We start from the raw sequence: 22,076 nt of genomic DNA on the forward strand, positions 1-22,076 counted from the left end.
CACGGTCAGGTTGTGGACCGTCGCCGGAACAGTGCGGTGCCGGACCGCGCTGATCTGGACCCGGGTACCGGCGGCCGTGCGGAGCCACATGCCCGACGTCGACATGGACGTCGACACCGAACTCGGCGGACCGGTGGACGCCGTGATCGGCCGTCTGGTTCTGGGGCACCTGGCCGACCCGGTCACGGCACTGCGCCGGCTGTCCGGTCTGGTCCGCCCCGGAGGGCTCGTGGCCTTCCAGGACTTCGACAACTTCCCGCTCCGGGTGGAACCCCACACCCCGCTGACCGGCGCAGTGCTGGAAACCATCGCCGCAGCACTCACGGTGAACGGCAGCAGCCTGGGAACGGGCGCGCGCCTCTACTCGCTGTTCCGGCAGGCGGGCCTGGCCGCGCCCGGCCTCTCGGCGACGACACCGATGGGCGGCACCGAGGACGACACGGTGCTTCCTCTCGTCGTCCAGACCTACCGTGCCCTGTCCCAGGCGCCTCTGCCCGGCAACTGCCGGGCCGGCGAGCTCGCGGAGACGATCGGCGACGTGGACACGCTCCTCGGCCGCATCCGCGCGGAGACGGCAGAGGCGCACGCGGTTGTGGTCATGCCGACCGCCGTGACGGCGTGGAGCGTGATCCCGGGCTAGTCGTACCTTCGCGGTTCTCTCGCGCCGTTCCCCTCCTTCGGGCGGTACGTGGTTCCGGTGCGGAACGTGCCCTGCGCGCCGCTGTGAAGGCACCGCAGAGGCCGGGCGTACGGGAGCGGAAGCGACGGGCGCGGCGCCGCATGGGGCTGCTCCGCGCCCCGTTCACCTACCCGAGCTGAAAGGTTGATCCGTATGAGGGTGTCCGCCGAAGGCGCCGTCGACTCATGGCGTCGGCGCACTGCCCGGTACGCGGCCCTGACCGCGCCACTGGTCTGCGTGGTCTTCGTGACCGGCTGCTCCTCCTCGTCCTCCCATTCCTCTTCCTCTTCCTCTTCCTCTTCCTCGTCCCGAACCCAACCCGGCCCGCACTCGGTGAACCAGGTTCTGCGAACCCTGCTGCCGTCGGGAGGGGGCTCGGTCGTGCCCGAGGCCGATGCCGGGGCGAACGAACCCTTCGCTCCCGCGATCCTCACCTACAGGGACGCCAGCGGACTCGGCCAGGTGTCGGCTTCGGTGGGCCGCTTCCCGCTGCCACTGCCCCCTCAGCTGTCGCAATGCCCGGATCTCTCCGAGCACCCCTTCAGCCACTGCACCCTCACACACCTCCACGACGGCACCACGCTCATCCTCGACAAGTCCCCGGCCGACGAGACCAAGCCGTCCGCGGGCCGGCGATGGACAGCGGTGCGCACCGACCGGGACGGCAGCGTGGTCACCGTCTCGGTGTCCAACACGCTGAACGACCGGCACGCCTCTCCCAGCCGCCCGACTCCGCCGTTGAGCGTGCGACAGCTCACCGACATCGCGGTCTCGGCGGCGTGGCAGCCCGTACTGGCCGCCCTGCCCGCACCTCCCCGGGGTTCCACCTCGACGCCGTCCTTCCAGTCCCTCCCCGCGAGCAAGGTCACCGACGTCATCAGCCGAACGCTCCCCGGCCACCTGCAGACGGCGGACAGCGGCGGCGCGCCGGGCTACGGGCATCTGACGGTGGACGACGGGCAGGGCAAATGCCTGGTCGCGGTCACGGTGCAGCAATGGAAGCCGGATGACGAGGCGCTGACGAAGCTCTTCCAGGGGGCGACCACGGAACCTGACGGAGTGCGCGTGAAACTCGCCCGGAGCCACCCGGAGAAGGGAGGCGAAGGCGCGGTCCAGTGGTCGGTGGACATCTGGCGCCCCGACGGACTGCGCGTCGCCGTCACCGAACTCAACGCGAGTGCCTACCGCCTTCCCCGAACGCGCGCAGAACCCGCTCTGGGATTCGACCAGCTCAAGAAGATCGCGCTTTCCGGTGCGTGGCGTACCGCCCTGGAGGAGGCCGATCGAACCCCACAGAAGCGGGAGTGAGGAACGGCTGAGACTTCCCTCTCGGTCTGTTGGCAGGCACAGGTGAAGCTCACCACGGGCCCGCGCCTCAGCACGTCGCCTGGCGGCGGGAGCTCCTCCAGCGGCCGGCCCCTAGTGTTCGACGCCGAGGCGTATCGAGGCCGCAATGTCGCCGTGGCCGCCCAGTGGATCCCGTCCAACCCGTACGAGTACCGCCCCGGCCGGAGATCCTGCGCACCCGCCCGGCGAGGGACGACCCGAAGCAGAACGACGCTCAGCTGTGGTTCCCCGTGACCCGCACCCGAACCACGGGCTGACCTGGGGCGACGTCACACGATGGGCGCACCCGCTGCGGGCCAGTGCCGGCGATCCGGAATCACCCTGCGCAGGATCCACAAGCCGGCGCGCAGTTTCCGGTCGTCGGGGGAGCGGATCTCTGAGATGAGCGCGGCGGTGCTCCTGCTGATCGACCGCGCCGCGTCCTCGGCCGAGTCCGGGTCCATGAGCCGGTCGCAGTTGAACCAGGCCAGGCCCCGTGCGACCCGGATCCCGTAATTGCTCAACAGCTCGTCGTCCCGGGTGAACAGCCTGTCCAAATCGCTGACGGCATGGATGTACCTGGACGCCAGGTCGTCCTGGACCCTGTCGATGCAGGACGCCAGCACGTCGTTCATGCGCTGGAAGTCCGCGACGTGGTTGCGCTTGTCCGTGGACGTCGTCGCCAGGTGCCGCAAGGCCTTCGGCAAGTCGTACGACATGTGCGCCATCATGGAAAACAGCACGTCTTCCAGCATGTAGGAGCGCGGGACGCTCGAAGCGGCGTAGACGTCTCGCCATGGTTGAGGGATGGAGTCCGGCAGATCACCAGGCCGGACTTCGTCTGCTGAGCCACCGGATCCACCGGGTCGGCCGGATCGTCCCGCCAGCCATGCGTCGATGCTGTCCATCGCACTGAAGTAGGCCGATGCGAGCGTCTCGCACAGCTCGGCGACCCACGGCGGCTCGTTGAACGCAGGGGTGCCCGTGTCCAAGGCCGTGGCGAGCGTCTTCGTGAGGCGGAAGTAGGTGTAGGCGAACGCGGCCCGGCGATCGCGTGCGGTGTCGTACTGCCTGACCCGGTCGGCCAGCAATTCGGCGATCCTGGTGACCTTTTCGACGGGGAGCATGGGCTCGGCGGTCATCGGGAGTACCTTCCTGCCGCGCCCGCTAAGCCGGCGCGCTGATCCGACGGGTGTCCTCGGTCGCCCTGCCCCAGTCGCACAGCAATTCCGCGAAGATGCTCTGGCGGTCGGCTGCGACCCGGTATTTCCCGATCCAAGGGGTTGCGAGGAGCGGCATGTGGTAGGTCGCCGCCCTCCCTTCGTCGCTGATTTCCGCGGTGTAGGTGAAGCTCCGCGTGAACAGGCCCGGCACAGGGCCGAGCCTCTCGCGCGCTCGAATGTTGACTCCGGTCCCGTTGCTGGCCAGTACGTACTGCTCTTCCAGGAGGTACAGGGTCACGCCGAACTTGGAGATCCTGAGCACGTTGTCAGCCTCACCGAACTCGCCCTCGTCCGGCTTCGCCGTGATCTTCGAGTCCTGCTGTGGTGCGCCGGTCAGCAGCTCGATGACGTGCATGGCGGTCGCGAGCAGCTTGTTCGTGAACCCGATGCGGCTGCTCATCAGACGACGCCAATCGGTGACGCGGAAGGTGGCCTTTCCCCGCCAGGTGCCAGTGCCGATGTCGAAGTAATAGACGTGATTGGGCGCGGTCGTGCGGTTTCGAGGGATGCCCTCGGGCTCCATTGTCACGATGCGTAGCGTAGCATCACACCCCGTGAGGAACTCCGGATGGCTCGGCTTCGGCGCCGGCTACTCCTTCGGCCGGGCTAGGGGCTGTCCCGTAAATGATCTACGAGTCGTCTCGGACATGGTTGGCCGCAGTGTGACCCGCTGATCTATCCGGTGAGGGCGAGGTTGTGCATCTGTGCGATGCCGAGCATGGCGTGGTGGACGCCGTCGCCCTTCAAGCGGCAGTCGCGGAGGATCTTCCAGGTCATCATGCGGGCGAAGACGTGCTCGACGCGGGCCCGGACCTTCTTGTGGGACTTGTTGTGTTCCTCCTTCCAGTCCGGGAGTTCACTCTGGCCGCGCTTGCGGCGGTGCGGGATGACCAGTCCGGTGCCTGGGTAGCCGCCGTCGGCGATCGTGGTCGTTCCGCTGACGGCGGCCTTGGCGCCGGACTCCTCCCATGCCTTGCAGTCGTTGCGGTTCCCGGCCGGCGGCCGGCCGACCACGACGACCAGGCAGGTGTCGGCGTCGATGACGACCTGGTGGTTGGTGGAGTACCGGTAATTCTTCGACCGCTCGGCGACGGTGTGATTCCGGGTGGGGACCAGGGTGCCGTCAATGATGAGCACGGTGTCCTTCGCGAACCGCTTGCGGGGCTGGAGCGCGAGCATCGGTCCAAGGTCGTCGATGATCCGGTCCGCCGCCGACTTCGAGATCTCGAACAGCGGGGCGAGCTGCCGCATGGTCAGGTTGGTTCGCCAGTAGGCGGTGACCAGCAGGGTCCGGTCTTCCAGCGGAAGGCTCCACGGCCCCTTGCGGGCCGTGTCCGCACCTGCGCGGCGTAGCAGCGTCACCAGCTTCCCGAAGGTGCGCGGGCTCAGCCCGGAGAACGGGGCTATCCAGGACGGCTCCGACGCCGTGATCACACCAGCCCACATCGAGATCATCTCGCTCATGCGACCACTTCTGCTCAGGCCCGTGGTCGAAAATCCTGCCATGAGCGAAGGCGACCGCCACGAGGCATCCACACGTACATTCCTTGCATGCGCAGCCGAAGTGGCTCGCCTGCTGGACCTTGAGGCTGCGGTCGACGTGCCTGAAGACCGACGTGCGCGGCACCTGGCCGGAGCCGCACGAAGGCCACTGCTGGAACGCGCCACCTTGCCCGAGGAGTTCTTCGATCCGCTGATGGCTGCTGCTGTCTACGACCCGGACCCAAGCTTCTGCCGCTGGTTCGTCGAGCCGGCGCTCTACGCATTCGGGCGCCGCAGGGTCATGACAGCACTGCTCGGCTATCTCCGCACGGGCACGACCACAGAGATAGCCGGTGCCCGGCGGGCCTGGTACTGCGCACATCTGCCACTACGCGCTGACCGGTCACCGGCCTACGCGCCCAGCGGAAGTCGCGATCCTGCCCTGGATGAAGTGGACGACGTGGTGGACCAGTGGCGGAAGTCGTCCAGCACCCAGCAGCGTGATCGCAATGCCTCAGCGAGCCACGACCAAGCCTGAGACCCTCGTGGCCAGAGGGCCGTGGCACAACTCCTCGGGTTACGGGACAACCCTTAGGGGCCTGTTGTGAAAGTGCTGGTCACAGCCATTCGTTGATGGCTGCGACCAGCACGGTTGGTAAGCAGCGGACGGCGAGTTTGTCGTATCGGGTGGCGACGGTCCGGTGGCGTTTGAGGCGGTTGATTCCGCACTCGACCGCGTGCCGCTGTTTGTCGTCGTCCTTGTCGAACTTCGGTGGCCGCCCGCCGTGCGAGCCGCGCTTGAGCCCGGTTGCGGACACGGTCTGCCGGGACCGGGATCGTGGCCTTGACCCCGCGTCTGCGCAGGGAGGGCCGGTCGCTGCGGGAGTCGTATGCCTTGTCGGCATGGACCCGGTCAGGGCGTTTGCGCGGCCTGCCGAGCCCGAGCCGGGGCACCCGTGTCGCTTCCAGGGCCGGCTCGAACTGCGGGGAGTCGCCCAGCGGCCCGGCCGTGATCACTCGGCAGGCCGCCGACGCCGACGGCATAGCCGGCCCGCCCGACCAGCGCCTCGCTGATCGCCTGCGCGACTTCACCAACCGCTGACCCGACCAGGCAACCAGTACGCCGACCACAGGGAAGGGAGCCCTCCGGGCATCACTGTCTCCCCGAAGGCTCCCTTCGGCATACCCACGGAAGGAACCACCCCGTGACGATCACCCGCACCGGCTGGGAGGCCGCGAGGACGAGGGCGAGGCGAGCGGCCGGGCTGCGGACCGCCTCGACGGACCGGGTCACCTGCTGGGGCAGCAGGGGCTGCAGGACGGAGTACTCGACCGTACCGACCTTGATACGGGCGGTGGGGTTGCGGAAGACGATGCCATTCTTCTTCGCCCAGTCGAACAGGGACCGCAAGGCGACGAGGGTCTGGTGGCGCTCGTGCCCATGGAGGGTCTTGACGTGGGCGAGGAGGTCGCCGCGGGTGACCTCGCGTAGGTGGTCGTAGCGTGTGGACCAGTCCAGCAGCGCGGAGCGTACGGCGTTGAGGTATGCCCAGACGGTGGCCTGGTCGCGAGGGCGGGTGCGTGGTGCGCCGTCGCGCAGGGTGCGGTTCCAGCGCTCGGCCTCCCGGCGGATCCCCACAGCGAGGCCGTCGAGCCTCTTCTCCAGCCAGGCCGGCGTCAGACCGGGTGTCCGCTGTCAGAGGGCCGCAGCACGCAGCACGATCAGGGCGACGGAGGCCATAGTGAGGACCACCGCCGGAGACGCGCCCTTGCGGTCGCCGACGCGCAGGTGGAACGCGACCGCCCCGGCGAAATAGAGCGTCAGGCCGATCGCGGCGGCGATTCCGACGGGTCCCCACCAGAGTCCGGCGATCACACCGGCCGCGCCCGCGATCTGAGCCCCGATCAGGAAAGCCATCATGCTCTGCGGCACTCCGAGGGTGGACATCTGGCCAAGTCTCTGCGGACGCGGCACATCACCGAGCACCCCGGCCGATACCAGGAGAAGCGCCGACATGAACACGGTGACGACGGCAAAGGGAGACGAACATGGCTGAAACCTCAATCGTGCGAGATGCGAGCAAGGGGGCGTGCGCACCTCGACGACGATAGGCGGCCGTCAGGTACCTCCAGGTAACCTTCGGGGCATGAGCCTGCGACCCGGAATTGCCTTCCTCGCCGGCTGTCCCGCTCTCCTGGCCATGGAGATCATCGCCAGCAAGTGGTCCATGGTCACGCTCTTCGCGCTGACCGACGGCCCGTTGCGCCACGGCGAGCTGGTCGAGCTGAGCGGTGGCATTTCGCGCAAGGTACCGACCCAGACGTTGCGCCGGCTCCAAGCCAACGAGCTCGTCGAGCGGCACGCGTACGCCGAGGCGCCGCCGCGCGTGGAGTACGGCCTGACCGATCTCGGGCGAACCCTGGAGGAGCCCATCAGGATGCTCACCGCATGGGCGCGGGAGAACGGCGAGGCGGTCGTCACCTTCCGGGAAGCAGCCGAGGCGGCCAGGACCATCGAGGCGGATCAGGCGACCCCGGTGAAGACCCCTCATGTTGATGAGAACCCGAGCCGTTTCTGATCAATAGGAGAGGCTGGACCTGTAGACCCTGCCGTCGCCGGAGACTTGGCCGTCCTCGTGATCGGGGCCCTCTTGCAAGAGGCCAACGACGACCGTCACCTCAGGGTCAAGCCCCTGGTCCTGAAGGCGCTCCCGCAACCGAACCCTGAGGGACGTACCAGTCCGCTCAGCCTTCCAGTCCGCCCGGCGCAGAGGCACGGATGAGGCCACCCACGATCGACGACGGGCGGCGGCAACGACAGGTCGCTCCGCAACAGTGATCAAGAACTACAGCTGGAGTATTAGGGGCGTCGAAGATCGCGACGGTGATGACCGTGGCAGCGGCGATAGGCGCCGTCACCTGCGAAAACACGACGTGAGCCGCCCCAGGTCGCGAGCGGGACGCGACCGTAGCGGTTCACCAGCGCGGCATGCCCTGCTCGCTGGCTCGGATCACTCGCAAGAGCACGCCCCGTCCTGGCCGGCCGGGTTGTCAGTGCCCCGTGGCACCGTGTCGGTGCCCGACGGCCCCCGGCCAACGCGACCGCCCGGGCGGACAACCCTGGGTTGATGTGTGGCGCCACTCGGATGGCGGAGCGCGTGAAGGGGCGTGGTATGCGCCGAGGCGCCTTCTGTGCGCTGTGTGATCACTCCTTTGCGGACGGAATGATTCACCACGAGGCCTGCGCCGGTGGGGCATGTTTGTTGCTGAGAGGCTGGCCGCGGGCCAGCCCCGCCCCGAGTGAAGGGACTGCCTCGTGCGTCTTCGCCATTCCGTCGCTGCTGCCCTCGGTTCCCTCGCACTGGTGATCGCCGTGCCCGCTTCGTCGAATGCGGCCGTCGGCGAATTCGAGTACCAGACAGGCCCGTACCCGGGTGTGCCCCATGGCCTCACTGACCCCACGAGCGGCGTGTGCGTCAACCTGTTCGGCGCAACTGCAAGTGACCCCGCGTACGCGCCGAAGAATCTCACCGACTCAACCGCGACGGTGTTCCTCGACTTCGACTGCAAGGGCGACGTCTCCGTCGTCATGAGCCCGGGCAGGGTTCTGGGCGAGAGGGTCAAGGTCCGCTCTGTCATCTTCGGCTGACGCTTCAGAAGCGGCCTTCGAAGGCAAGTCGGAGAGTGGGGCTGGCGCCGGCAGGCGCAGCCCCACTCGCTTGCGTCCCGTAACTGCGTCCTGCCACCTGCCCTGGAATCGCGGGCGGTTCAGCAGGTCTCAGCGTCAGGAGGCTGGTGGGCGTTGTCGGCCCGTCAGCAGTGGCGCGTCGGGCCGCCTGAACCTGTGTGCCTGGTCGTGGATTGCGGCCCGTTCGGGATCGGTTGTGTCCGAGCGTTAGCGCCGCTGGCGCACGAGCCCCCATTGGTTGGTCTCACCCTGGCCCGCGGCGGTTCGTCTGCCCGACTGCGGCGGCCGGCCGCCCGAGCAACGTAGGGGCGTGCTACTCGAGTTGCAGCGGCTTTACGTCGACGCGTCGCCCGCCCGTGAGGCCTGTCGCACAGCGTCCAAGGTGAAGTCGCCGGCAGGCCTGAACCGGGTACCGGCCGAAGGGAGTGCGGCGGCGCCAGGCGGCTCGGGCACAGCCGGTTGCCGTCCAGGCTGTCATCAGCGCAGGACTAAAGTCCCAAATATCCTGCCAATCTTACTTATCTCCTTCCGGTCGATTCGCGTCATATGCCAGGTTCGTTCCGCGAGGTTGCTCCGGCATCCGCGGGTGGGCGAGCCGCGCCCCTTCTCCGTCTTCCGGTGCAGCCGCGAATCCTCTTACGGAAGGGAATCTGTGAACCGCCGTCAGCGCATCATCAGCCGTTCCATCGCCGGACTCACCGCCGCGGCCCTCGTCCTGGGGGCCGCCCCGGTCGCCCTCGCCGCAACAGGCGACCGGGGACCCGGACAGAGCACGACCACAAGCTCGGAGGACACCAGCGCCGCATTGCTCGCGAAGGCCCTGCAGGTCGTGGAAGCGATGCCCGATGCCGTCATCGCCGAGGGAGACGCCGCCGTGCGGGCATACCTCGGCGAGCGGTTGCTTCTCCAGCCGGAAACCCGTGGCCTGTGGCAGGGCGTCAAATGCGGGACCGCCATCGTGGGTGCGCTCGCCAGCGGCGCCATACCGGCGGCGAAGATACTCAAGCTCAAGGCCTTCATCGCGAAGGCGGGCGGCGTGAAGAACGCCGCGTACCTCCTGATCCGCGTCGCCAAGGGCGAGGAGAAGCTCAGCGAGCTGGGTGCCACGCTCGGCGGTCTCGCCGGCGCCGTCCTCGGTATCGACCAGATCCAGAAGCAGTGCTCCTGAAGGGGCGGAGGCCGGCACGATGACAGCTGATGAAGCCGACATGGCAGCACTGATCACGCCGGTGGACGACGGCGTGCAGCGGGAAGCCGTGGAACTGCTCAAGGCCGGGCACAGGAACAAGGCGCTCAGGCGCCTGCGCAGGCACTCTGGTCTCGGCCTCGTACCGGCCGTCAGGGCCGCGGAGCTCTTGGCCCAGGGTCGCCGTCTGCCTTCGACGTACGCGGAGGGCCTGGTGAACCTGCGGTCCGCCGCCGCGGACGTCGTCGCCGAAATGACGACCATGCTGCAGCAGGGCCAGAGCACCGCCGCCATCAAACGGCTGCGGAAACTCACGGACATCGACCTGGCAGGCGGCTACCACCTTGTCCGGGAGCTCGCCCGCGAACTCGGCATTCCGCAGGACTGACTCAGCCCGGCCCCGAGCTGCAGCTCGGCCGCCGCCTGTGCTGGTCATCCTCGATGGTTGAGCGCCCGAGTGAGCTCTCGGTTCGCGGCACGGGCGGCGTCGAGTTCGGCCTGCCGGTCGCCGAGCTGGCGGGTCAATGCGATCTCGCGTTGTTCGAGGCGGGTGATGGTGGCCTGCAGCTCGGCGATATCCGCGCTTGCGCCCAGACCGGCCTCGCGCCATGCCTGCGGGCTGCCGGCCTCACGCGTCTGATCGTCAATGGCCATCCGATCCGTGCGTGAATGCCCGGGTTCAACGCTCCGTAGTCAGCACCGAACCAGCACGGGAGAGGTCGGAAGGGGTGGTGACATGGGGTTCCGGGTCAGCACCAAACCCGCACGGGAGCCAGAACCCTACCTCCAAAGTAGGGCGCAGTACGCAAACGTGACATCCTCCTGTGGGCGCTGCAAGGCGCCTCTGGAGGTCCCTGTCGGGACCGGCATGGTGGCCGCCCGCACTCCCGCCCCGCGAACTATGGTGTCCCACCACATACGCGGCTGACCTGCGCCTTCCTACGGTGTGGCGACACGAAACAGTCCCCGTCACCCGCTCGGAAGTGGTGCACATGGCCGCCGCAACACACGCCCCCACGCCTCCCACGCCCCCCGGATCCCTCAAGCGCATCGTCGCCGCCAGCCTCATCGGCACCACCATCGAGTGGTACGACTTCTTCCTCTACGGGTCGGCCGCCGCGCTGGTGTTCAACAAGTTGTTCTTCCCGGAGTCGGACCCGCTCGTCGGGACGCTGCTGTCCTTCCTCACGTACGCCGTCGGGTTCGCCGCTCGGCCGCTCGGGGCGCTCGTGTTCGGGCACTACGGGGATCGGCTGGGGCGGAAGAAGCTGTTGGTGCTGAGCCTGTTGATGATGGGTGGGGCGACGTTCGCGATCGGGCTGTTGCCGACGCATGCCAGCGTGGGGTCGGCGGCGCCGGTGCTGCTGACGGTGTTGCGGCTGGTGCAGGGGTTCGCGCTCGGTGGGGAGTGGGGCGGCGCCGTGCTGCTCGTGTCGGAGCACGGGGACGCCAAGCGGCGCGGGTTCTGGGCGTCGTGGCCGCAGACCGGGGCGCCTGCCGGGCAGTTGCTGGCGACCGGAGTGCTGTCGGCGCTGACGGCGCTGCTGTCCGAGGCGGCGTTCGGGGCCTGGGGATGGCGGGTGCCGTTCCTGCTGTCCGGTGTGCTCGTGATGGTGGGGCTGTGGATCCGGCTGTCCGTCGACGAGTCGCCCGTCTTCAAGGCCGCGCTCGCCGCCGCCGAGGAGCGCAAGGCCGCCGCGCAGGACGCCGGCCAGGCCGAGAAGCTGCCGCTCGTCGCCGTGCTGCGGCACCACTGGCGAGACGTGCTGATCGCGATGGGCGCGCGCATGGCCGAGAACATCTCGTACTACGTCATCACCGCGTTCATCCTCGTCTACGCGACCACGCACGCCGGCCTCACCAAGCAGACCGCCCTCAACGCCGTCCTCATCGGCTCGGCCGTCCACTTCGCCGTCATCCCGCTCTGGGGCGCGCTCTCCGACCGGCTCGGGCGTCGGCCGGTGTATCTCATCGGTGCCGTCGGGGTCGGCGTCTGGATGTTCCCGTTCTTCGCGCTCATCGACCGCGGGACCTTCGGCAGCCTGCTGCTCGCCGTCACCGTCGGGCTGATCCTGCACGGTGCCATGTACGCCCCGCAGGCCGCGTTCTTCTCCGAGATGTTCGCGACGCGGATGCGCTACTCCGGCGCCTCCATCGGCGCCCAGTTCTCCTCGGTCGCCGCCGGCGCGCCCGCGCCGCTGATCGCCACCGCGCTGCTCGCGGACTACGACAGCTCCACGCCCATCGCCCTGTACGTGATCGCCGCCGCGGTGCTCACCGTCATCGCTCTCGCCTGCGCCCGCGAGACCCGGCACCGGGATCTCGCGGAGGTCGCCGAGGACGCCCCCTCCGGCTCTCCGGTCCGCGCCCAGGTCTGAGCTGCGAGGAAGCGGTACGAGCGGTAGGAGCCGTAGGAAGCGGAAAGGGCCCCTCCTCCCGGAGGGGCCCTTCGTCATCGCGTCACTCGCAGATCACCTTGTCCCGCGGCGTGTAGTGCGTGCTGAACGTCTCCCGCTTCACCTCGGTGCCGCCGTTCTTGAAGACCCGGTCCACCTTGATGTCGAAGCCCTCCAGCGGGTCCTGCACCTCGCACTTGTCGCCCAGCTTGCCCTTGCGTTCGCCGGGCGGCGTGATGTTCGTGCGCGGGCCGGCCACCGCCTCCACCGAGTCGTACTTCTTGGTGCCGAGGAAGCTCACCGTCACCGACGAGTCCGTCGCGCTCGCCCTGATGTAGATCGGGTGCCCCGAGTCGTTGCGGAACTTCAGGTCCAGCGTGCCCCAGGCCACCGTCGCCTCCCGGCCGGCCGGGTAGCGCTCGATGTAGAAGGAGTGGGCGCCGTGCTCGATCGGCTCGACACCGGCGAAGAACAGCGCGTTGTAGACGGTCGTGGCCACCGACGAGACGCCGCCGCCCGGCGCCTTCTGGTACTGGCCGTCCATGATCATGGTGCCGTCGACGAAGCCGTTGGCCTCGGTGCGCTCGCCGACCGTGCGGTTGAAGCTCCACACCTCGCCCGGCTGGACGAGGGAGCCGTTGATCAGCTGGGCCGCGCGGCCGATGTTGACCGTTCGGTAGGGCGCAGTCGGGAAGTGCACCGTGAACGTCGACATCTGTTCCTTGATGCCGAGGTCGGCGAGGCTCTTCGCGGTGACCCTGGGCTCGGTCGCGGTGGTGGCGACCGGCGCGGTACGGGCCGCGGTGCCCTCCTTGGTGAGCAGCGGCTCCACGGCCTCGCCCAGGGCCTTCGCCGAGACCTGGCGGCCGGCGCGGCCGTCGCGCTCGACGACGACCTTGCCGTTCTGCACGCCGAGCCGGGCCTCGACGGGGCCGCCGGTGAAGGAGTGCAGGGGTCCGGCCACGTCCGGGTCGCGGATCAGCGAGCGGGCGTCGAGCGAGGGGGTGAGCCGCCCGCCCTCGGCCGTCACCTTCAGGTGGTCGCCGAGCGTGGCCGCCGGTATGGACAGCCGCCGACCGTCCGAGGTGAGGGTGACCGGGCCGGACATCGCCGGGTTCGCGAAGTCCTTGACGAAGCGCGACACTTCGGCCGCGGACACCTTCGGCTGGGTCACCGAGACCGGCAGCGCGACGGCCGCCGAGCTGCCGGCCGCCGAGCTGCCGGTGCTGCCGGTGCCCGAGCCGCCGATGCCTGAGCCGCCAAGGCCCGAGCCGTCCGTGCCCGAGCCGCCCGTGCCCGGGTACGCGGCACGGAGCGCGTCCACCGCCTTCGCGGTGTCCAGCTTCTGTCCGGTGCGCGGCTGCGTCACGACCGGCTTGCCGTCCTCGAAGGAGACGGCGCCTTCGCGGGCCGTGCGGTCGTTCCGCTCCGCCACGTCCGCGACGGCGGCGCGTGCCTTCGTACCGTCGAAGGCGACGACCGGTTCGATGTTCCGGCTGCTGGACGAGAAGAGCCGGCCGATCACCGTGAACGGGTCGCGGGACGGGTCGGCCGCGCGGTCCGCGGTGGCCTTCACGTCGACCGTGAGGCCTGCCGTCGCCGGGTCCACCGTCGTCGCGGAGTCACCGACGGTGACCCGGAGCGGGTCCTTCCAGGCGGCCGGGGCGGCGGCCGTCAGCCGGGCCGCGGCCTCGGCGCGGCTCAGGCCGCCGATGTCGATCCCGCTCACCCGGGTGCCGTCGGAGATGTCGTCCCCGGTGGCGACGAGGCCCGCGACGTACAGTCCGCCGGCGACGGCCGCGACCGCGCCGGTCGCGAGCGCCGCCTTCCGTATGTGGCCGCGGCGCCCGTTCGGGCCCGCGGCGGCGTGGTCGGTGGTGGAGCGGCGCACACACCCTCCCGGTGCGGTGGGAAACAAGGGGAAAAGTTCAGAGGAGCCCCTTTCGGGGCATTCCACGACCGTACGCCGAATGGGGCAAAGGGTCTATAAGATCCCTTTTCTTACCGTGGTGAGACTCCTCTCATCCCTCGCGACCTAAGGTGGATCGGTGTCCACCCCTTCCACCGGCCCCCAGTCCGTCGACCGCGCGCTCGCCCTGCTCGACGCCGTCGCCGACGCCGGCCGGCCCGTCGGAGCGAAAGCCCTGGCCCGCACCCTCGGCTGCGCCCTGTCGACCGTCTACCACCTCGCCGGACCGCTGGTCGCCCGCGGCCATCTGGTCCGCACCCCCGAGGGGTACGCACCCGGGCCGCGCGTCCCGGCCCTGTACCGCGCCTATCAGCGTCATCACGGCATCGCCGAGGAACCCATGGGCCCCGTCGCCGGACTCCTCGCGCACCTGCGCCGCACCGCCGGCGCGGAGGCGTACTTCACCGCCTACCGGGGCGGCCACATCACCGTCCTCGACACCACCGCGCCCGTCACCGACGCCTCCCACCCCTTCGTCCCAGGCCCCGAACCGCGTGCGCACGCCACCGCCCACGGCAAGGCGCTGCTCGCCGGGCTGTCCCGGGCGCAGCGCCGCCGCTACCTCGACGAGCACGGCATGGCCCGCTTCACCGACCGTACGATCACCAGCGCCGACCGCTTCGAGGCGGAGCTGGCCCGGGTGCGCGAGCGGGGCTTCGCGGTCTCCGTGGGGGAGGCGGACCCCGCGTACACCTGCCTCGCGACCGTGCTCCCGGCGCGCGACGGCGGCAGCGGAGGCTGCGGCAACGGCGGCTACGGGGGCAACGGCGGCCGAGGCGGCGACGGGATCGTGCTCGCGCTCTCCGTCTCCCTCCCCACCGCCGACTTCCGGCGCCGGCACGGTGAGGTCCGGGCGGCCCTCACCGGCGCCGTACCCCTCTTCGCGCCCCTGTTCGCCGGGACGAGGATTCCGGCCCTGCCGGAATCCTGAACCGCTCGGCTGGCAGGGACCCGCGGCCGCGCCCCACGATGGACGCATGATCTTCATCGCCGTACGTTTCACCGCCCGCCCCGAACACGCCGACACCTGGCTGGAGCGCGTCGCCGACTTCACCCGCGCCACCCGCGCGGAGCCCGGCAACCTCTTCTTCGACTGGTCCCGCAGCGTCGACGACCCGAACCAGTACGTCCTCCTGGAGGGCTTCGCCGACGCCGAGGCCGGCGCGGCGCACGTCGCCTCCGACCACTTCAAGGCCGGCCTGGAGGCCATGTCCGGCCTCATCGCCGCCACCCCCGAGATCATCAACGTCGAGACCCCGCAGCAGGGTTGGGGCCCCATGGGCGAGCTCACCGTCTGATCTCCCCGCCCTCGCTCCTGGGCGCCACGCCCCTGTGGCATGATCACGCCGACCGGGCGTGGTGCCCGGACGAGGGGGGCGACCATGTCGTCGTACATCGCCATACCCAGCGCGGTCATCGGGATCGCCCTGGTGGTCTGCGGCACCGCCGCCCTGCGCGCCGGCTGGATCCTGCCCTGGCTGCGCGGCCAGGTCGTCCGTCCGGCACTGCACGGATCCGGCCAACTCCTCATGGGCGCCGCCCTGCTGGCCCACGCGGGCAGCGCGCTGGCCGCCGGCGCCGGTGTCCGGGTGGCCGTCTCCCTGCTCGGGACCGGCCTCCTGCTGGTTGGAATCGTTCTGCTGTTCGTCTCCCAGCTGGCACGATTCCGGCGCTGAGCCACTGCGGGCCCACCCCGGGACCCTGCCCGGCCGGTTTCGCCCCCGGGACCCTGCCCGGCCGGTTTCGCCCCCGGGGCCTGCCCCCGGACCCCGAGCCCCGGCCCCCGGTCCGTTCCGGCCTGGTCCCTTGGGGCTTCCCCGGCCTGTTGCCGGTCCCGGGCCCCGTGGCCACTCCGCCCGCGTGTGGAGCACCCGGTCCTGGCCCGAGCCCCTCCCCGCCCAGCCGCCTCCGTCTCGTCCCACCCCCGGCCCTCCAACCCGCCCCCGGCCCTGACCTGCGCCGTTCGGGTGCGTCCAGCAGGCGCGTCGTCACCTGCCGGGGTCGAATCGAGGCATGGCACCCTTCGACAGGCCCCGTACCGGCGGCGCCGCGCGAAGCATCGCCGCTGGTGACACCTGGTGGTACGCCGCCGTCGCCGGTGAGGCCGCCGGATCGTTCAGTGCCCGCATCCGGATACGCATGCGGCGCCTCTGTCTCACCGCGACGCTCCTGCTGACCGTCGCCTACGCCGGGCTCGTGCTCACCGCGACCGGCCGGCGCTGGGGCGAGGCCGCGGTCGCCGGCCGGCTCGCCGATCCCGTCGTCGCGCGCGTCCTGCGCGAGCATCCCTCGCTCCATTGGATCTCGACGGCCACCCTGGTCCTCGCCGTGCTGCTGGTCGCCGGTGTCGGCGTGCTGCGCAAGCGGTACGCGCTCACCGGCGCCGCCCTCGGCACCCTGACCGCCGCGCTGCTCGTCGCGGAAGTGCTCCAGCGGTACGCGCCGGGCCCCCGGCTCGTCGCCGCCTCCGGCGCCACCCTGGAGAGCGGCTTCCCCAGCAACGCCTCCGTGCTCGCCACCGGCGCCGCCCTCGGTCTCCTGCTCGTCGTCCCGCACCGGCTGCGCGCCGCCGCCGTCGGCCTCGCCGCCCTGTGGGCCGCCGCCCTCGGCGCGTACACGATCGCAGCCGGGCACCACCGCCCCGGTGACGTCATCGCCGCCGACCTGCTCGTGCTCGCCGCCTTCGCCGCGCTCACCGCGCTGCTCGCCCGCCGGGGCAAGGTGCGCCCCGCGCGCCGGCGCGGCCTGCCGCCGAAGCGGTTCCTGGTCACCGTGCCGCTGGCGCTGCTCGCGCTCGGCGGGCTCGCCGCCGGCGCGTACCTGCTCGGCGACTGCCTGCCCGGCACCGGACCGCTCCCCGCCGAGCTGCCCCGGATCGCCCACCGCTGCGGTCAGGCCCTCGCGGCCGGCACCGGCGCCGCCGTCGCCCTCGCTCTGCTCGGACTGCTGCGGCACGTGGACCTGGACCCGGGCCCGGCCCCGTACCGCCTCGCGGGGCTCGTTCCCGAAGATCAGGAGGACCCCTTTCCCGAGGAGCCCGATCACGAGATATCTTGATGTCGAGCAATCTTGCAGACGCAGACGCAGACGTGGAGCGGAGCACACCCGGTGACTGACTCGACCATCATCTACACGCACACTGACGAGGCGCCCGCCCTGGCGACCTACTCGTTCCTGCCCGTGGTCAAGGCGTACGCCTCGACCGCCGGCGTCAACGTCGAGACGCGTGACATCTCCCTGGCCGGGCGCATCATCGCCTCCTTCCCCGAGCGTCTCGAGGAGGGCCAGCGCATCGCCGACGCCCTCGCCGAGCTGGGCGAGCTGGCGAAGCAGCCCGAGGCCAACATCATCAAGCTGCCGAACATCTCGGCCTCGATCCCGCAGCTGAAGGCCGCGATCGCCGAGCTCCAGGCCCAGGGCTACGCGCTGCCGGACTACCCGGACGACCCGAAGACCGACGAGGACAAGGACGTCCGCGCCCGCTACGACAAGATCAAGGGCTCGGCCGTCAACCCGGTCCTGCGCGAGGGCAACTCCGACCGCCGCGCGCCCGGCGCCGTCAAGAACTACGCCAAGACCCACCCGCACCGCATGGGCGCCTGGACCCCCGAGTCCAAGACCAACGTCGCCACCATGGGTGAGAACGACTTCGCCTCCACCGAGAAGTCGACGGTCATCGCCGAGGACACCACCCTCCGCTTCGAGCACGTCGCCGCCGACGGCACCGTCACCGAGCTGCGCGGCCCGCTCAAGGTCATCGCCGGCGAGGTCGTCGACGCCTCCGTGATGCGCGCCGCCGCCCTCAACACCTTCCTCGCCGAGCAGGTCGCCCGCGCCAAGGCCGAGGGCGTGCTGTTCTCCGTGCACCTCAAGGCCACGATGATGAAGGTCTCCGACCCGATCATCTTCGGTCACGTCGTGCGCGCCTTCTTCCCGCAGACCTTCGCGAAGTACGGCGAGGTCCTGGCCGGCGCCGGCCTCTCCCCGAACGACGGCCTCGGCACCATCTTCAAGGGCCTGGAGACCATCCCGCACGGCCTCGGCGACGAGATCAAGGCGTCCTTCGACGCCGAGATCGCCGCGGGCCCGGCCCTCGCCATGGTCGACTCCGACAAGGGCATCACCAACCTGCACGTGCCGTCCGACGTCATCGTCGACGCCTCGATGCCGGCCATGATCCGCACCTCCGGCCACATGTGGGGCCCGGACGGCCAGGAGGCCGACACCCTCGCCGTCCTCCCGGACCACTCCTACTCCGGCGTCTACCAGGCCGTCATCGAGGACTGCCGCGCCCACGGCGCCTTCGACCCGGCCACCATGGGCTCCGTCCCGAACGTCGGCCTCATGGCGCAGAAGGCCGAGGAGTACGGCTCCCACGACAAGACCTTCGAGATCGCCGCGGCCGGCACCGTCCGCCTCGTCGACGCCGCCGGCAACACGGTCCTGGAGCAGGAGGTCGCCGAGGGCGACATCTTCCGCTCCTGCCAGACCAAGGACCTGCCGATCCAGGACTGGGTCAAGCTCGCCGTCACCCGCGCCCGCGCCACCGGTGCCCCGGCCGTCTTCTGGCTGGACGAGAACCGCGCCCACGACGCCCAGCTGATCGCCAAGGTCAACACGTACCTCGCGGAGCACGACACCGAGGGCCTGGACATCCGGATCCTGTCCCCGGTCGAGGCCACCAAGTTCTCTCTGGAGCGCATCCGCCGCGGCGAGGACACCATCTCGGTCACCGGCAACGTCCTGCGCGACTACCTGACCGACCTCTTCCCGATCCTGGAGCTGGGCACCAGCGCCAAGATGCTCTCGGTCGTCCCGCTGATGGCGGGCGGCGGCCTCTTCGAGACGGGCGCCGGCGGCTCCGCCCCGAAGCACGTCCAGCAGCTCGTCAAGGAGAACTACCTGCGCTGGGACTCGCTCGGCGAGTTCTTCGCGCTGGCCGCCTCCTTCGAGCACCTGGCCACCACCACGGGCAACGCCCGCGCCCAGGTCCTCGCCGACACGCTGGACCGCGCCACCGGCACCTTCCTCAACGAGGACAAGTCGCCGACCCGTCGCCTCGGCGGCATCGACAACCGCGGCAGCCACTTCTACCTGGCCCTCTACTGGGCCCAGGAGCTCGCCCAGCAGACCGAGGACGCGGAGCTCGCCAAGGCGTTCGCCCCGCTCGCCGAGGCGCTCGGTGCCAACGAGCAGAAGATCGTCGACGAGCTGAACGCCGTCCAGGGCTCCCCGGCCGACATCGGCGGCTACTACCAGCCCGACCCGGCCAAGGCCGCGGCCGTGATGCGCCCGTCCGCCACCTTCAACGAGGCGCTCGCGACCCTCGCCTGAAGCGTGAGCGGAGCCGCGGTGACGGTCCTGTGACACCGCCGTGACGCCTGACCACCCCGGCCGGACAGCTTCCGGCCGGGGTGGTCGCGTCGGTGGCGCATCCGGCGTACCGGTGTGAGTCTGGATGGATGAGCTGGGCATCATGGACGACCGCCGGTGTATACACCGGGCGTGGCGGGGTGCTGACCGACGAGGTCGGTGTGCTCACGGGCGATCTGACCGTGCACACCACCTACATCGACGGCGAGGCACGCGTGGCCGTGCAGTACAGCGGCGCATCCGACTGGTTCACCATGTCGGGAAGTCCGGTCCCCTGCGGATCCGAGGAGGCGAGCCGGGACCTGCACGACCTGGTGGTCGCGGCCGTACGGGCAGGGGCCAAGGCGACCGTTCCCACCATGCCGCACCTGTCGGGGTAGCGGACCCCGGCCGGGAGGCGGGACGGTAAAAGTGTTGTCGTGACCGCTCCCGGTGGTCTCCTGACCGGCGGGCCGCACCGGCGGCCGGCGCAGTGGGAGACCAGGGGAGAGTCGGGACATGAACAGCGTCGAGGACCGCACCGCCGTGCTCGTCGAGGCGGCGCGGGCGGGTGACGCACGGGCCGGTGACGAGCTCGTACGGGCGTTCCTGCCGCTCGTCTACAACATCGTCGGCCGCGCCCTGGACGGCCACGCCGACGTCGACGACGTCGTCCAGGAGACGATGGTCCGCGCCCTCGACGGCCTGTCCGGCCTGCGCGACCCGGCCCGCTTCCGGTCCTGGCTGGTGGCCATCGCCATGAACCGGATACGGCACCGCTGGCGGGAACGCCAGCAGGCACCGCTGCCCGGTCTCGAGCACGCCGAGGCCCTCGCCGACCCGGCCGGCGACTTCACCGGCCTCGCCATCCTGCGCCTCGGCCTCACCGGCCAGCGCCGTGAGGTCGCCGAGGCCACCCGCTGGCTCGACGAGGACGACCGCGAGCTGCTCTCCCTGTGGTGGCTGGAGGCGGCCGGCGACATCGGCCGCGCCGAACTGGCCGCCGCCCTCGACGTCCCGCCCCGGCACGCCGCCGTCCGCGTCCAGCGGATGAAGGAGCGCCTGGAGACCGGCCGCGCCGTGGTGCGCGCCCTCGCCGCCGTGCCGCCCTGCCCCGCACTCGCCGAGACCACCGCGGCCTGGGACGGCCGCCCCTCCCCGCTCTGGCGCAAACGCCTCGCCCGCCACCTCGACGGCTGCCGCCGCTGCGCGCCCGCCCGCAGCGGCCTCGCCCCCGCCGAGGGCCTGCTCGTCGGCCTCGCCCTGGTACCGCCGCTGGTGGCCTGGGCCGGGCGGGGCCACCCCATGGCGAACACGGCGCAGACGCTGGAGCCGGTGGAGACGGTGGCGTACGAGGCGACGCCGACGCCCGCGAGGGCCGGGGGCGGTCCGCGGCGCGGGCTGCTCGTCGGGGCCGGAGTGCTCGCACTGCTGGGCGCCGCGGTGCTCGTCGTGCCGGGGCTCGGGCCGGGCGAGCGCGGCGCACAGCGGGCCGCGGCCGCACCGGAGCCGGCCGTCACCACGCCGACCGCGCCCGCGCCGAGCCGTACCGTGACCGTCCCGGCACCCCGGCCGTCCACCACCGCGCCGCGCACGCCGAGCCCCAGCCGGACCCGGGCGCCCGAACCGAGCCCCGAGGAGCGGGTGAACCGGCTGGTCAACCGGCACCGGGCGGCGGCAGGTTGCGGCCCGCTGCGCGTCGACCCCGCACTGACGGCCGTCGCCGCCGCGTACGGCAGGGAGATGGTCAGGCGCGGCTTCTACGGGCACGAAGGACCCGACGGTTCGGATCCGGGCGGCCGGATGACGGCCGGCGGCTACACGTGGAGCGCCTGGGCCGAGAACCTGGCCCGCGGCCAGGCCGCCCCCACGACCGTCGTGGCGGACTGGATGGCCGACCCGCCCCACCGCGCCAACCTGCTCGACTGCCGGTTCCGGGACACCGGCATCGCCGCGGTGCCCGGCCCCGACGGCACGGTCTGGGTGCAGGAGCTCGCCTCGCCGCTGCGCTGACCGGCCAGAACCCCGCCACCGGCCGCCGCCGATCACCAGCCACCGACCACCGGCCGCCCGTCACCGGCCGGTGGCGAAGTCCTGGACCCACCACGGGCCGTTGGCGGCCAGGTTGACGCCCACGCCGACGTCCTTGAACGCGCAGTTGAGGATGTTCTTGCGGTGCCCCTCGCTCTTCATCCAGTCGTCCACCGCCTGCGCCGGTGTGTGCGGACCGCGGTGGATGTTCTCGCCCCAGGAATCCCAGTCGTAGTGGGCGGCGGTGATCCGCTGGCCCGCGTTCCGCCCGTCCGGGCTTTCATGGGCGTAGTAGCCGCGCTCCGCCATGTCGTCCGCGTGCTCCTGCGCCGCCTCCCGCAGCTTCGGGTCGTCGCGCAACGGCTCGCAACCCGCCTTCTGCCGCTCGCGGTTGGCCAGGGTGACCACCTGGGAGACGTACTGCGCGGCGCTCCCGGCGGCGGCCGCTTCCGGCGCGGAGACCCAGGCGACGACCGGCCGGACGACCGACACCTGCGGAGCCGAGGAGAGCGGCGGTGCCGGGGCCGCGCCCGCGTCCGCCGGGGACCCGAGCGTCATCACGTACACCCCGGTCGCCACGGTCACCGCCGCCGCCAGCGACCCTGCCGTCGCCACCGTCGTACGGAACGACGGGCGGCGCAGTCCCCTCCGCCGACGGTGCCGGCCGCGCCCGGTCAGCCCGGCCCGCTTCCGGGGGAGCGAGGTGTCGTCGGGGTCGTACGCGTCGTGCCGCATGGAGCTCCG

Annotated in this window: 23 protein-coding genes and 1 pseudogene; 15 read left to right on the forward strand and 9 right to left on the reverse strand. The window is 70.9% G+C overall.

Going from position 1 to position 22,076, the window contains the following annotated elements; translation table 11 throughout:
• Nucleotides 1-640, forward strand: a pseudogene (locus ACWEV0_RS25905) (hypothetical protein); the annotation flags it as partial.
• Between the two features lie 276 nt (nt 641-916).
• Nucleotides 917-1,987, forward strand: a complete 1,071-nt coding sequence (locus ACWEV0_RS25910; RefSeq protein WP_453151868.1) for a hypothetical protein — start codon at nt 917-919, stop codon at nt 1,985-1,987.
• 308 nt (nt 1,988-2,295) lie between these two features.
• Here ACWEV0_RS25910 and ACWEV0_RS25915 read toward each other — a convergent pair whose 3' ends face one another.
• The 3 genes from ACWEV0_RS25915 to ACWEV0_RS25925 all read right to left on the reverse strand — a co-directional run bounded on the left by ACWEV0_RS25915 (nt 2,296) and on the right by ACWEV0_RS25925 (nt 4,674).
• The gene (locus tag ACWEV0_RS25915) at nt 2,296-3,147 is read right to left on the reverse strand and encodes a DUF5995 family protein (RefSeq protein WP_453151869.1); all 852 of its coding nucleotides are present in this window, start codon (nt 3,145-3,147) and stop codon (nt 2,296-2,298) included.
• A gap of 25 nt (nt 3,148-3,172) precedes the next feature.
• Nucleotides 3,173-3,757, reverse strand: a complete 585-nt coding sequence (locus tag ACWEV0_RS25920) for a hypothetical protein (protein WP_453151870.1) — start codon at nt 3,755-3,757, stop codon at nt 3,173-3,175.
• 146 nt (nt 3,758-3,903) lie between these two features.
• Nucleotides 3,904-4,674 (reverse strand): transposase, encoded by a 771-nt coding sequence (locus tag ACWEV0_RS25925; protein ID WP_453151912.1) that lies wholly within the window; start codon nt 4,672-4,674, stop codon nt 3,904-3,906.
• A 58-nt stretch (nt 4,675-4,732) separates the two neighbouring features.
• Here ACWEV0_RS25925 and ACWEV0_RS25930 point away from each other — a divergent pair, with 58 nt between their 5' ends.
• Nucleotides 4,733-5,248 carry a hypothetical protein gene (locus ACWEV0_RS25930; protein WP_453151871.1) on the forward strand — a complete coding sequence of 172 codons (516 nt, stop codon included), beginning with the start codon at nt 4,733-4,735 and terminating at the stop codon, nt 5,246-5,248.
• A 79-nt stretch (nt 5,249-5,327) separates the two neighbouring features.
• Here ACWEV0_RS25930 and ACWEV0_RS25935 read toward each other — a convergent pair whose 3' ends face one another.
• The 3 genes from ACWEV0_RS25935 to ACWEV0_RS25945 all read right to left on the reverse strand — a co-directional run bounded on the left by ACWEV0_RS25935 (nt 5,328) and on the right by ACWEV0_RS25945 (nt 6,808).
• On the reverse strand, nt 5,328-5,528 hold the full coding sequence (locus ACWEV0_RS25935; RefSeq protein ID WP_453151872.1) for a hypothetical protein: 201 nt from the start codon (nt 5,526-5,528) through the stop codon (nt 5,328-5,330).
• A 335-nt stretch (nt 5,529-5,863) separates the two neighbouring features.
• Nucleotides 5,864-6,349 (reverse strand): hypothetical protein, encoded by a 486-nt coding sequence (locus ACWEV0_RS25940; protein WP_453151874.1) that lies wholly within the window; start codon nt 6,347-6,349, stop codon nt 5,864-5,866.
• Between the two features lie 57 nt (nt 6,350-6,406).
• Entirely contained in the window at nt 6,407-6,808 is a 402-nt protein-coding gene (locus ACWEV0_RS25945) for a DoxX family protein (RefSeq protein ID WP_453151875.1), read from the reverse strand.
• A gap of 49 nt (nt 6,809-6,857) precedes the next feature.
• On the opposite strand from ACWEV0_RS25945, the gene ACWEV0_RS25950 reads away from it, so the two are divergent.
• From ACWEV0_RS25950 to ACWEV0_RS25965, 4 genes are all read left to right on the forward strand, one after another.
• Entirely contained in the window at nt 6,858-7,289 is a 432-nt protein-coding gene (locus ACWEV0_RS25950) for a winged helix-turn-helix transcriptional regulator (protein ID WP_453151876.1), read from the forward strand.
• A 785-nt stretch (nt 7,290-8,074) separates the two neighbouring features.
• Complete coding sequence (locus ACWEV0_RS25955) at nt 8,075-8,359, forward strand: hypothetical protein (RefSeq protein ID WP_453151877.1); 285 nt, start codon at nt 8,075-8,077, stop codon at nt 8,357-8,359.
• 691 nt (nt 8,360-9,050) lie between these two features.
• Nucleotides 9,051-9,566 carry a hypothetical protein gene (locus ACWEV0_RS25960; RefSeq protein WP_453151879.1) on the forward strand — a complete coding sequence of 172 codons (516 nt, stop codon included), beginning with the start codon at nt 9,051-9,053 and terminating at the stop codon, nt 9,564-9,566.
• A 40-nt stretch (nt 9,567-9,606) separates the two neighbouring features.
• Nucleotides 9,607-9,972: a hypothetical protein gene (locus ACWEV0_RS25965; protein ID WP_453151880.1), complete on the forward strand. Its 366-nt coding sequence runs from the start codon at nt 9,607-9,609 to the stop codon at nt 9,970-9,972.
• Between the two features lie 44 nt (nt 9,973-10,016).
• Here the strand turns inward: ACWEV0_RS25965 and ACWEV0_RS25970 are convergent, their stop codons facing one another.
• Nucleotides 10,017-10,238: a hypothetical protein gene (locus tag ACWEV0_RS25970; RefSeq protein WP_453151881.1), complete on the reverse strand. Its 222-nt coding sequence runs from the start codon at nt 10,236-10,238 to the stop codon at nt 10,017-10,019.
• Nucleotides 10,239-10,576: 338 nt separating this feature from the next.
• Here ACWEV0_RS25970 and ACWEV0_RS25975 point away from each other — a divergent pair, with 338 nt between their 5' ends.
• Complete coding sequence (locus ACWEV0_RS25975; RefSeq protein WP_453151882.1) at nt 10,577-11,962, forward strand: MFS transporter; 1,386 nt, start codon at nt 10,577-10,579, stop codon at nt 11,960-11,962.
• Between the two features lie 82 nt (nt 11,963-12,044).
• Here ACWEV0_RS25975 and ACWEV0_RS25980 read toward each other — a convergent pair whose 3' ends face one another.
• Complete coding sequence (locus ACWEV0_RS25980) at nt 12,045-13,871, reverse strand: VanW family protein (RefSeq protein WP_453151883.1); 1,827 nt, start codon at nt 13,869-13,871, stop codon at nt 12,045-12,047.
• A gap of 157 nt (nt 13,872-14,028) precedes the next feature.
• Here ACWEV0_RS25980 and ACWEV0_RS25985 point away from each other — a divergent pair, with 157 nt between their 5' ends.
• The 7 genes from ACWEV0_RS25985 (at nt 14,029) to ACWEV0_RS26015 (ending at nt 21,314) form a co-directional block, all read left to right on the forward strand.
• Nucleotides 14,029-14,880 carry an IclR family transcriptional regulator gene (locus ACWEV0_RS25985; protein ID WP_453151884.1) on the forward strand — a complete coding sequence of 284 codons (852 nt, stop codon included), beginning with the start codon at nt 14,029-14,031 and terminating at the stop codon, nt 14,878-14,880.
• A 46-nt stretch (nt 14,881-14,926) separates the two neighbouring features.
• Nucleotides 14,927-15,247 carry a putative quinol monooxygenase gene (locus tag ACWEV0_RS25990; protein WP_453151885.1) on the forward strand — a complete coding sequence of 107 codons (321 nt, stop codon included), beginning with the start codon at nt 14,927-14,929 and terminating at the stop codon, nt 15,245-15,247.
• Between the two features lie 84 nt (nt 15,248-15,331).
• The gene (locus ACWEV0_RS25995) at nt 15,332-15,625 is read left to right on the forward strand and encodes a hypothetical protein (RefSeq protein WP_453151886.1); all 294 of its coding nucleotides are present in this window, start codon (nt 15,332-15,334) and stop codon (nt 15,623-15,625) included.
• A 337-nt stretch (nt 15,626-15,962) separates the two neighbouring features.
• Nucleotides 15,963-17,006, forward strand: coding sequence for a phosphatase PAP2 family protein (locus ACWEV0_RS26000; protein WP_453151887.1), 1,044 nt, complete (start codon nt 15,963-15,965; stop codon nt 17,004-17,006).
• Between the two features lie 51 nt (nt 17,007-17,057).
• Nucleotides 17,058-19,283, forward strand: coding sequence for an NADP-dependent isocitrate dehydrogenase (locus ACWEV0_RS26005; RefSeq protein WP_453151888.1), 2,226 nt, complete (start codon nt 17,058-17,060; stop codon nt 19,281-19,283).
• Between the two features lie 128 nt (nt 19,284-19,411).
• Nucleotides 19,412-19,702 carry a hypothetical protein gene (locus tag ACWEV0_RS26010; protein WP_453151889.1) on the forward strand — a complete coding sequence of 97 codons (291 nt, stop codon included), beginning with the start codon at nt 19,412-19,414 and terminating at the stop codon, nt 19,700-19,702.
• A gap of 118 nt (nt 19,703-19,820) precedes the next feature.
• On the forward strand, nt 19,821-21,314 hold the full coding sequence (locus ACWEV0_RS26015) for a sigma-70 family RNA polymerase sigma factor (RefSeq protein WP_453151891.1): 1,494 nt from the start codon (nt 19,821-19,823) through the stop codon (nt 21,312-21,314).
• A 60-nt stretch (nt 21,315-21,374) separates the two neighbouring features.
• Here ACWEV0_RS26015 and ACWEV0_RS26020 read toward each other — a convergent pair whose 3' ends face one another.
• Complete coding sequence (locus tag ACWEV0_RS26020) at nt 21,375-22,067, reverse strand: CAP domain-containing protein (protein ID WP_453151892.1); 693 nt, start codon at nt 22,065-22,067, stop codon at nt 21,375-21,377.
• Between the last annotated feature and the right edge of the window lie 9 nt (nt 22,068-22,076).

This window comes from Streptomyces sp. NPDC003943, assembly GCF_053605265.1.

What these genes read in the sequence shown, in the direction of transcription:
- ACWEV0_RS25915 (WP_453151869.1), bottom strand. Translation starts at nt 3,147, where the DNA reads ATGACCGCCGAGCCCATGCTCCCCGTCGAAAAGGTCACCAGGATCGCC.
- ACWEV0_RS25925 (WP_453151912.1), bottom strand. Translation starts at nt 4,674, where the DNA reads ATGTGGGCTGGTGTGATCACGGCGTCGGAGCCGTCCTGGATAGCCCCG.
- ACWEV0_RS25930 (WP_453151871.1), top strand. Translation starts at nt 4,733, where the DNA reads ATGAGCGAAGGCGACCGCCACGAGGCATCCACACGTACATTCCTTGCA.
- ACWEV0_RS25950 (WP_453151876.1), top strand. Translation starts at nt 6,858, where the DNA reads ATGAGCCTGCGACCCGGAATTGCCTTCCTCGCCGGCTGTCCCGCTCTC.
- ACWEV0_RS25965 (WP_453151880.1), top strand. Translation starts at nt 9,607, where the DNA reads ATGGCAGCACTGATCACGCCGGTGGACGACGGCGTGCAGCGGGAAGCC.
- ACWEV0_RS25970 (WP_453151881.1), bottom strand. Translation starts at nt 10,238, where the DNA reads ATGGCCATTGACGATCAGACGCGTGAGGCCGGCAGCCCGCAGGCATGG.
- ACWEV0_RS25975 (WP_453151882.1), top strand. Translation starts at nt 10,577, where the DNA reads ATGGCCGCCGCAACACACGCCCCCACGCCTCCCACGCCCCCCGGATCC.
- ACWEV0_RS25990 (WP_453151885.1), top strand. Translation starts at nt 14,927, where the DNA reads ATGATCTTCATCGCCGTACGTTTCACCGCCCGCCCCGAACACGCCGAC.
- ACWEV0_RS25995 (WP_453151886.1), top strand. Translation starts at nt 15,332, where the DNA reads ATGTCGTCGTACATCGCCATACCCAGCGCGGTCATCGGGATCGCCCTG.
- ACWEV0_RS26000 (WP_453151887.1), top strand. Translation starts at nt 15,963, where the DNA reads ATGGCACCCTTCGACAGGCCCCGTACCGGCGGCGCCGCGCGAAGCATC.
- ACWEV0_RS26010 (WP_453151889.1), top strand. Translation starts at nt 19,412, where the DNA reads ATGAGCTGGGCATCATGGACGACCGCCGGTGTATACACCGGGCGTGGC.
- ACWEV0_RS26015 (WP_453151891.1), top strand. Translation starts at nt 19,821, where the DNA reads ATGAACAGCGTCGAGGACCGCACCGCCGTGCTCGTCGAGGCGGCGCGG.
- ACWEV0_RS26020 (WP_453151892.1), bottom strand. Translation starts at nt 22,067, where the DNA reads ATGCGGCACGACGCGTACGACCCCGACGACACCTCGCTCCCCCGGAAG.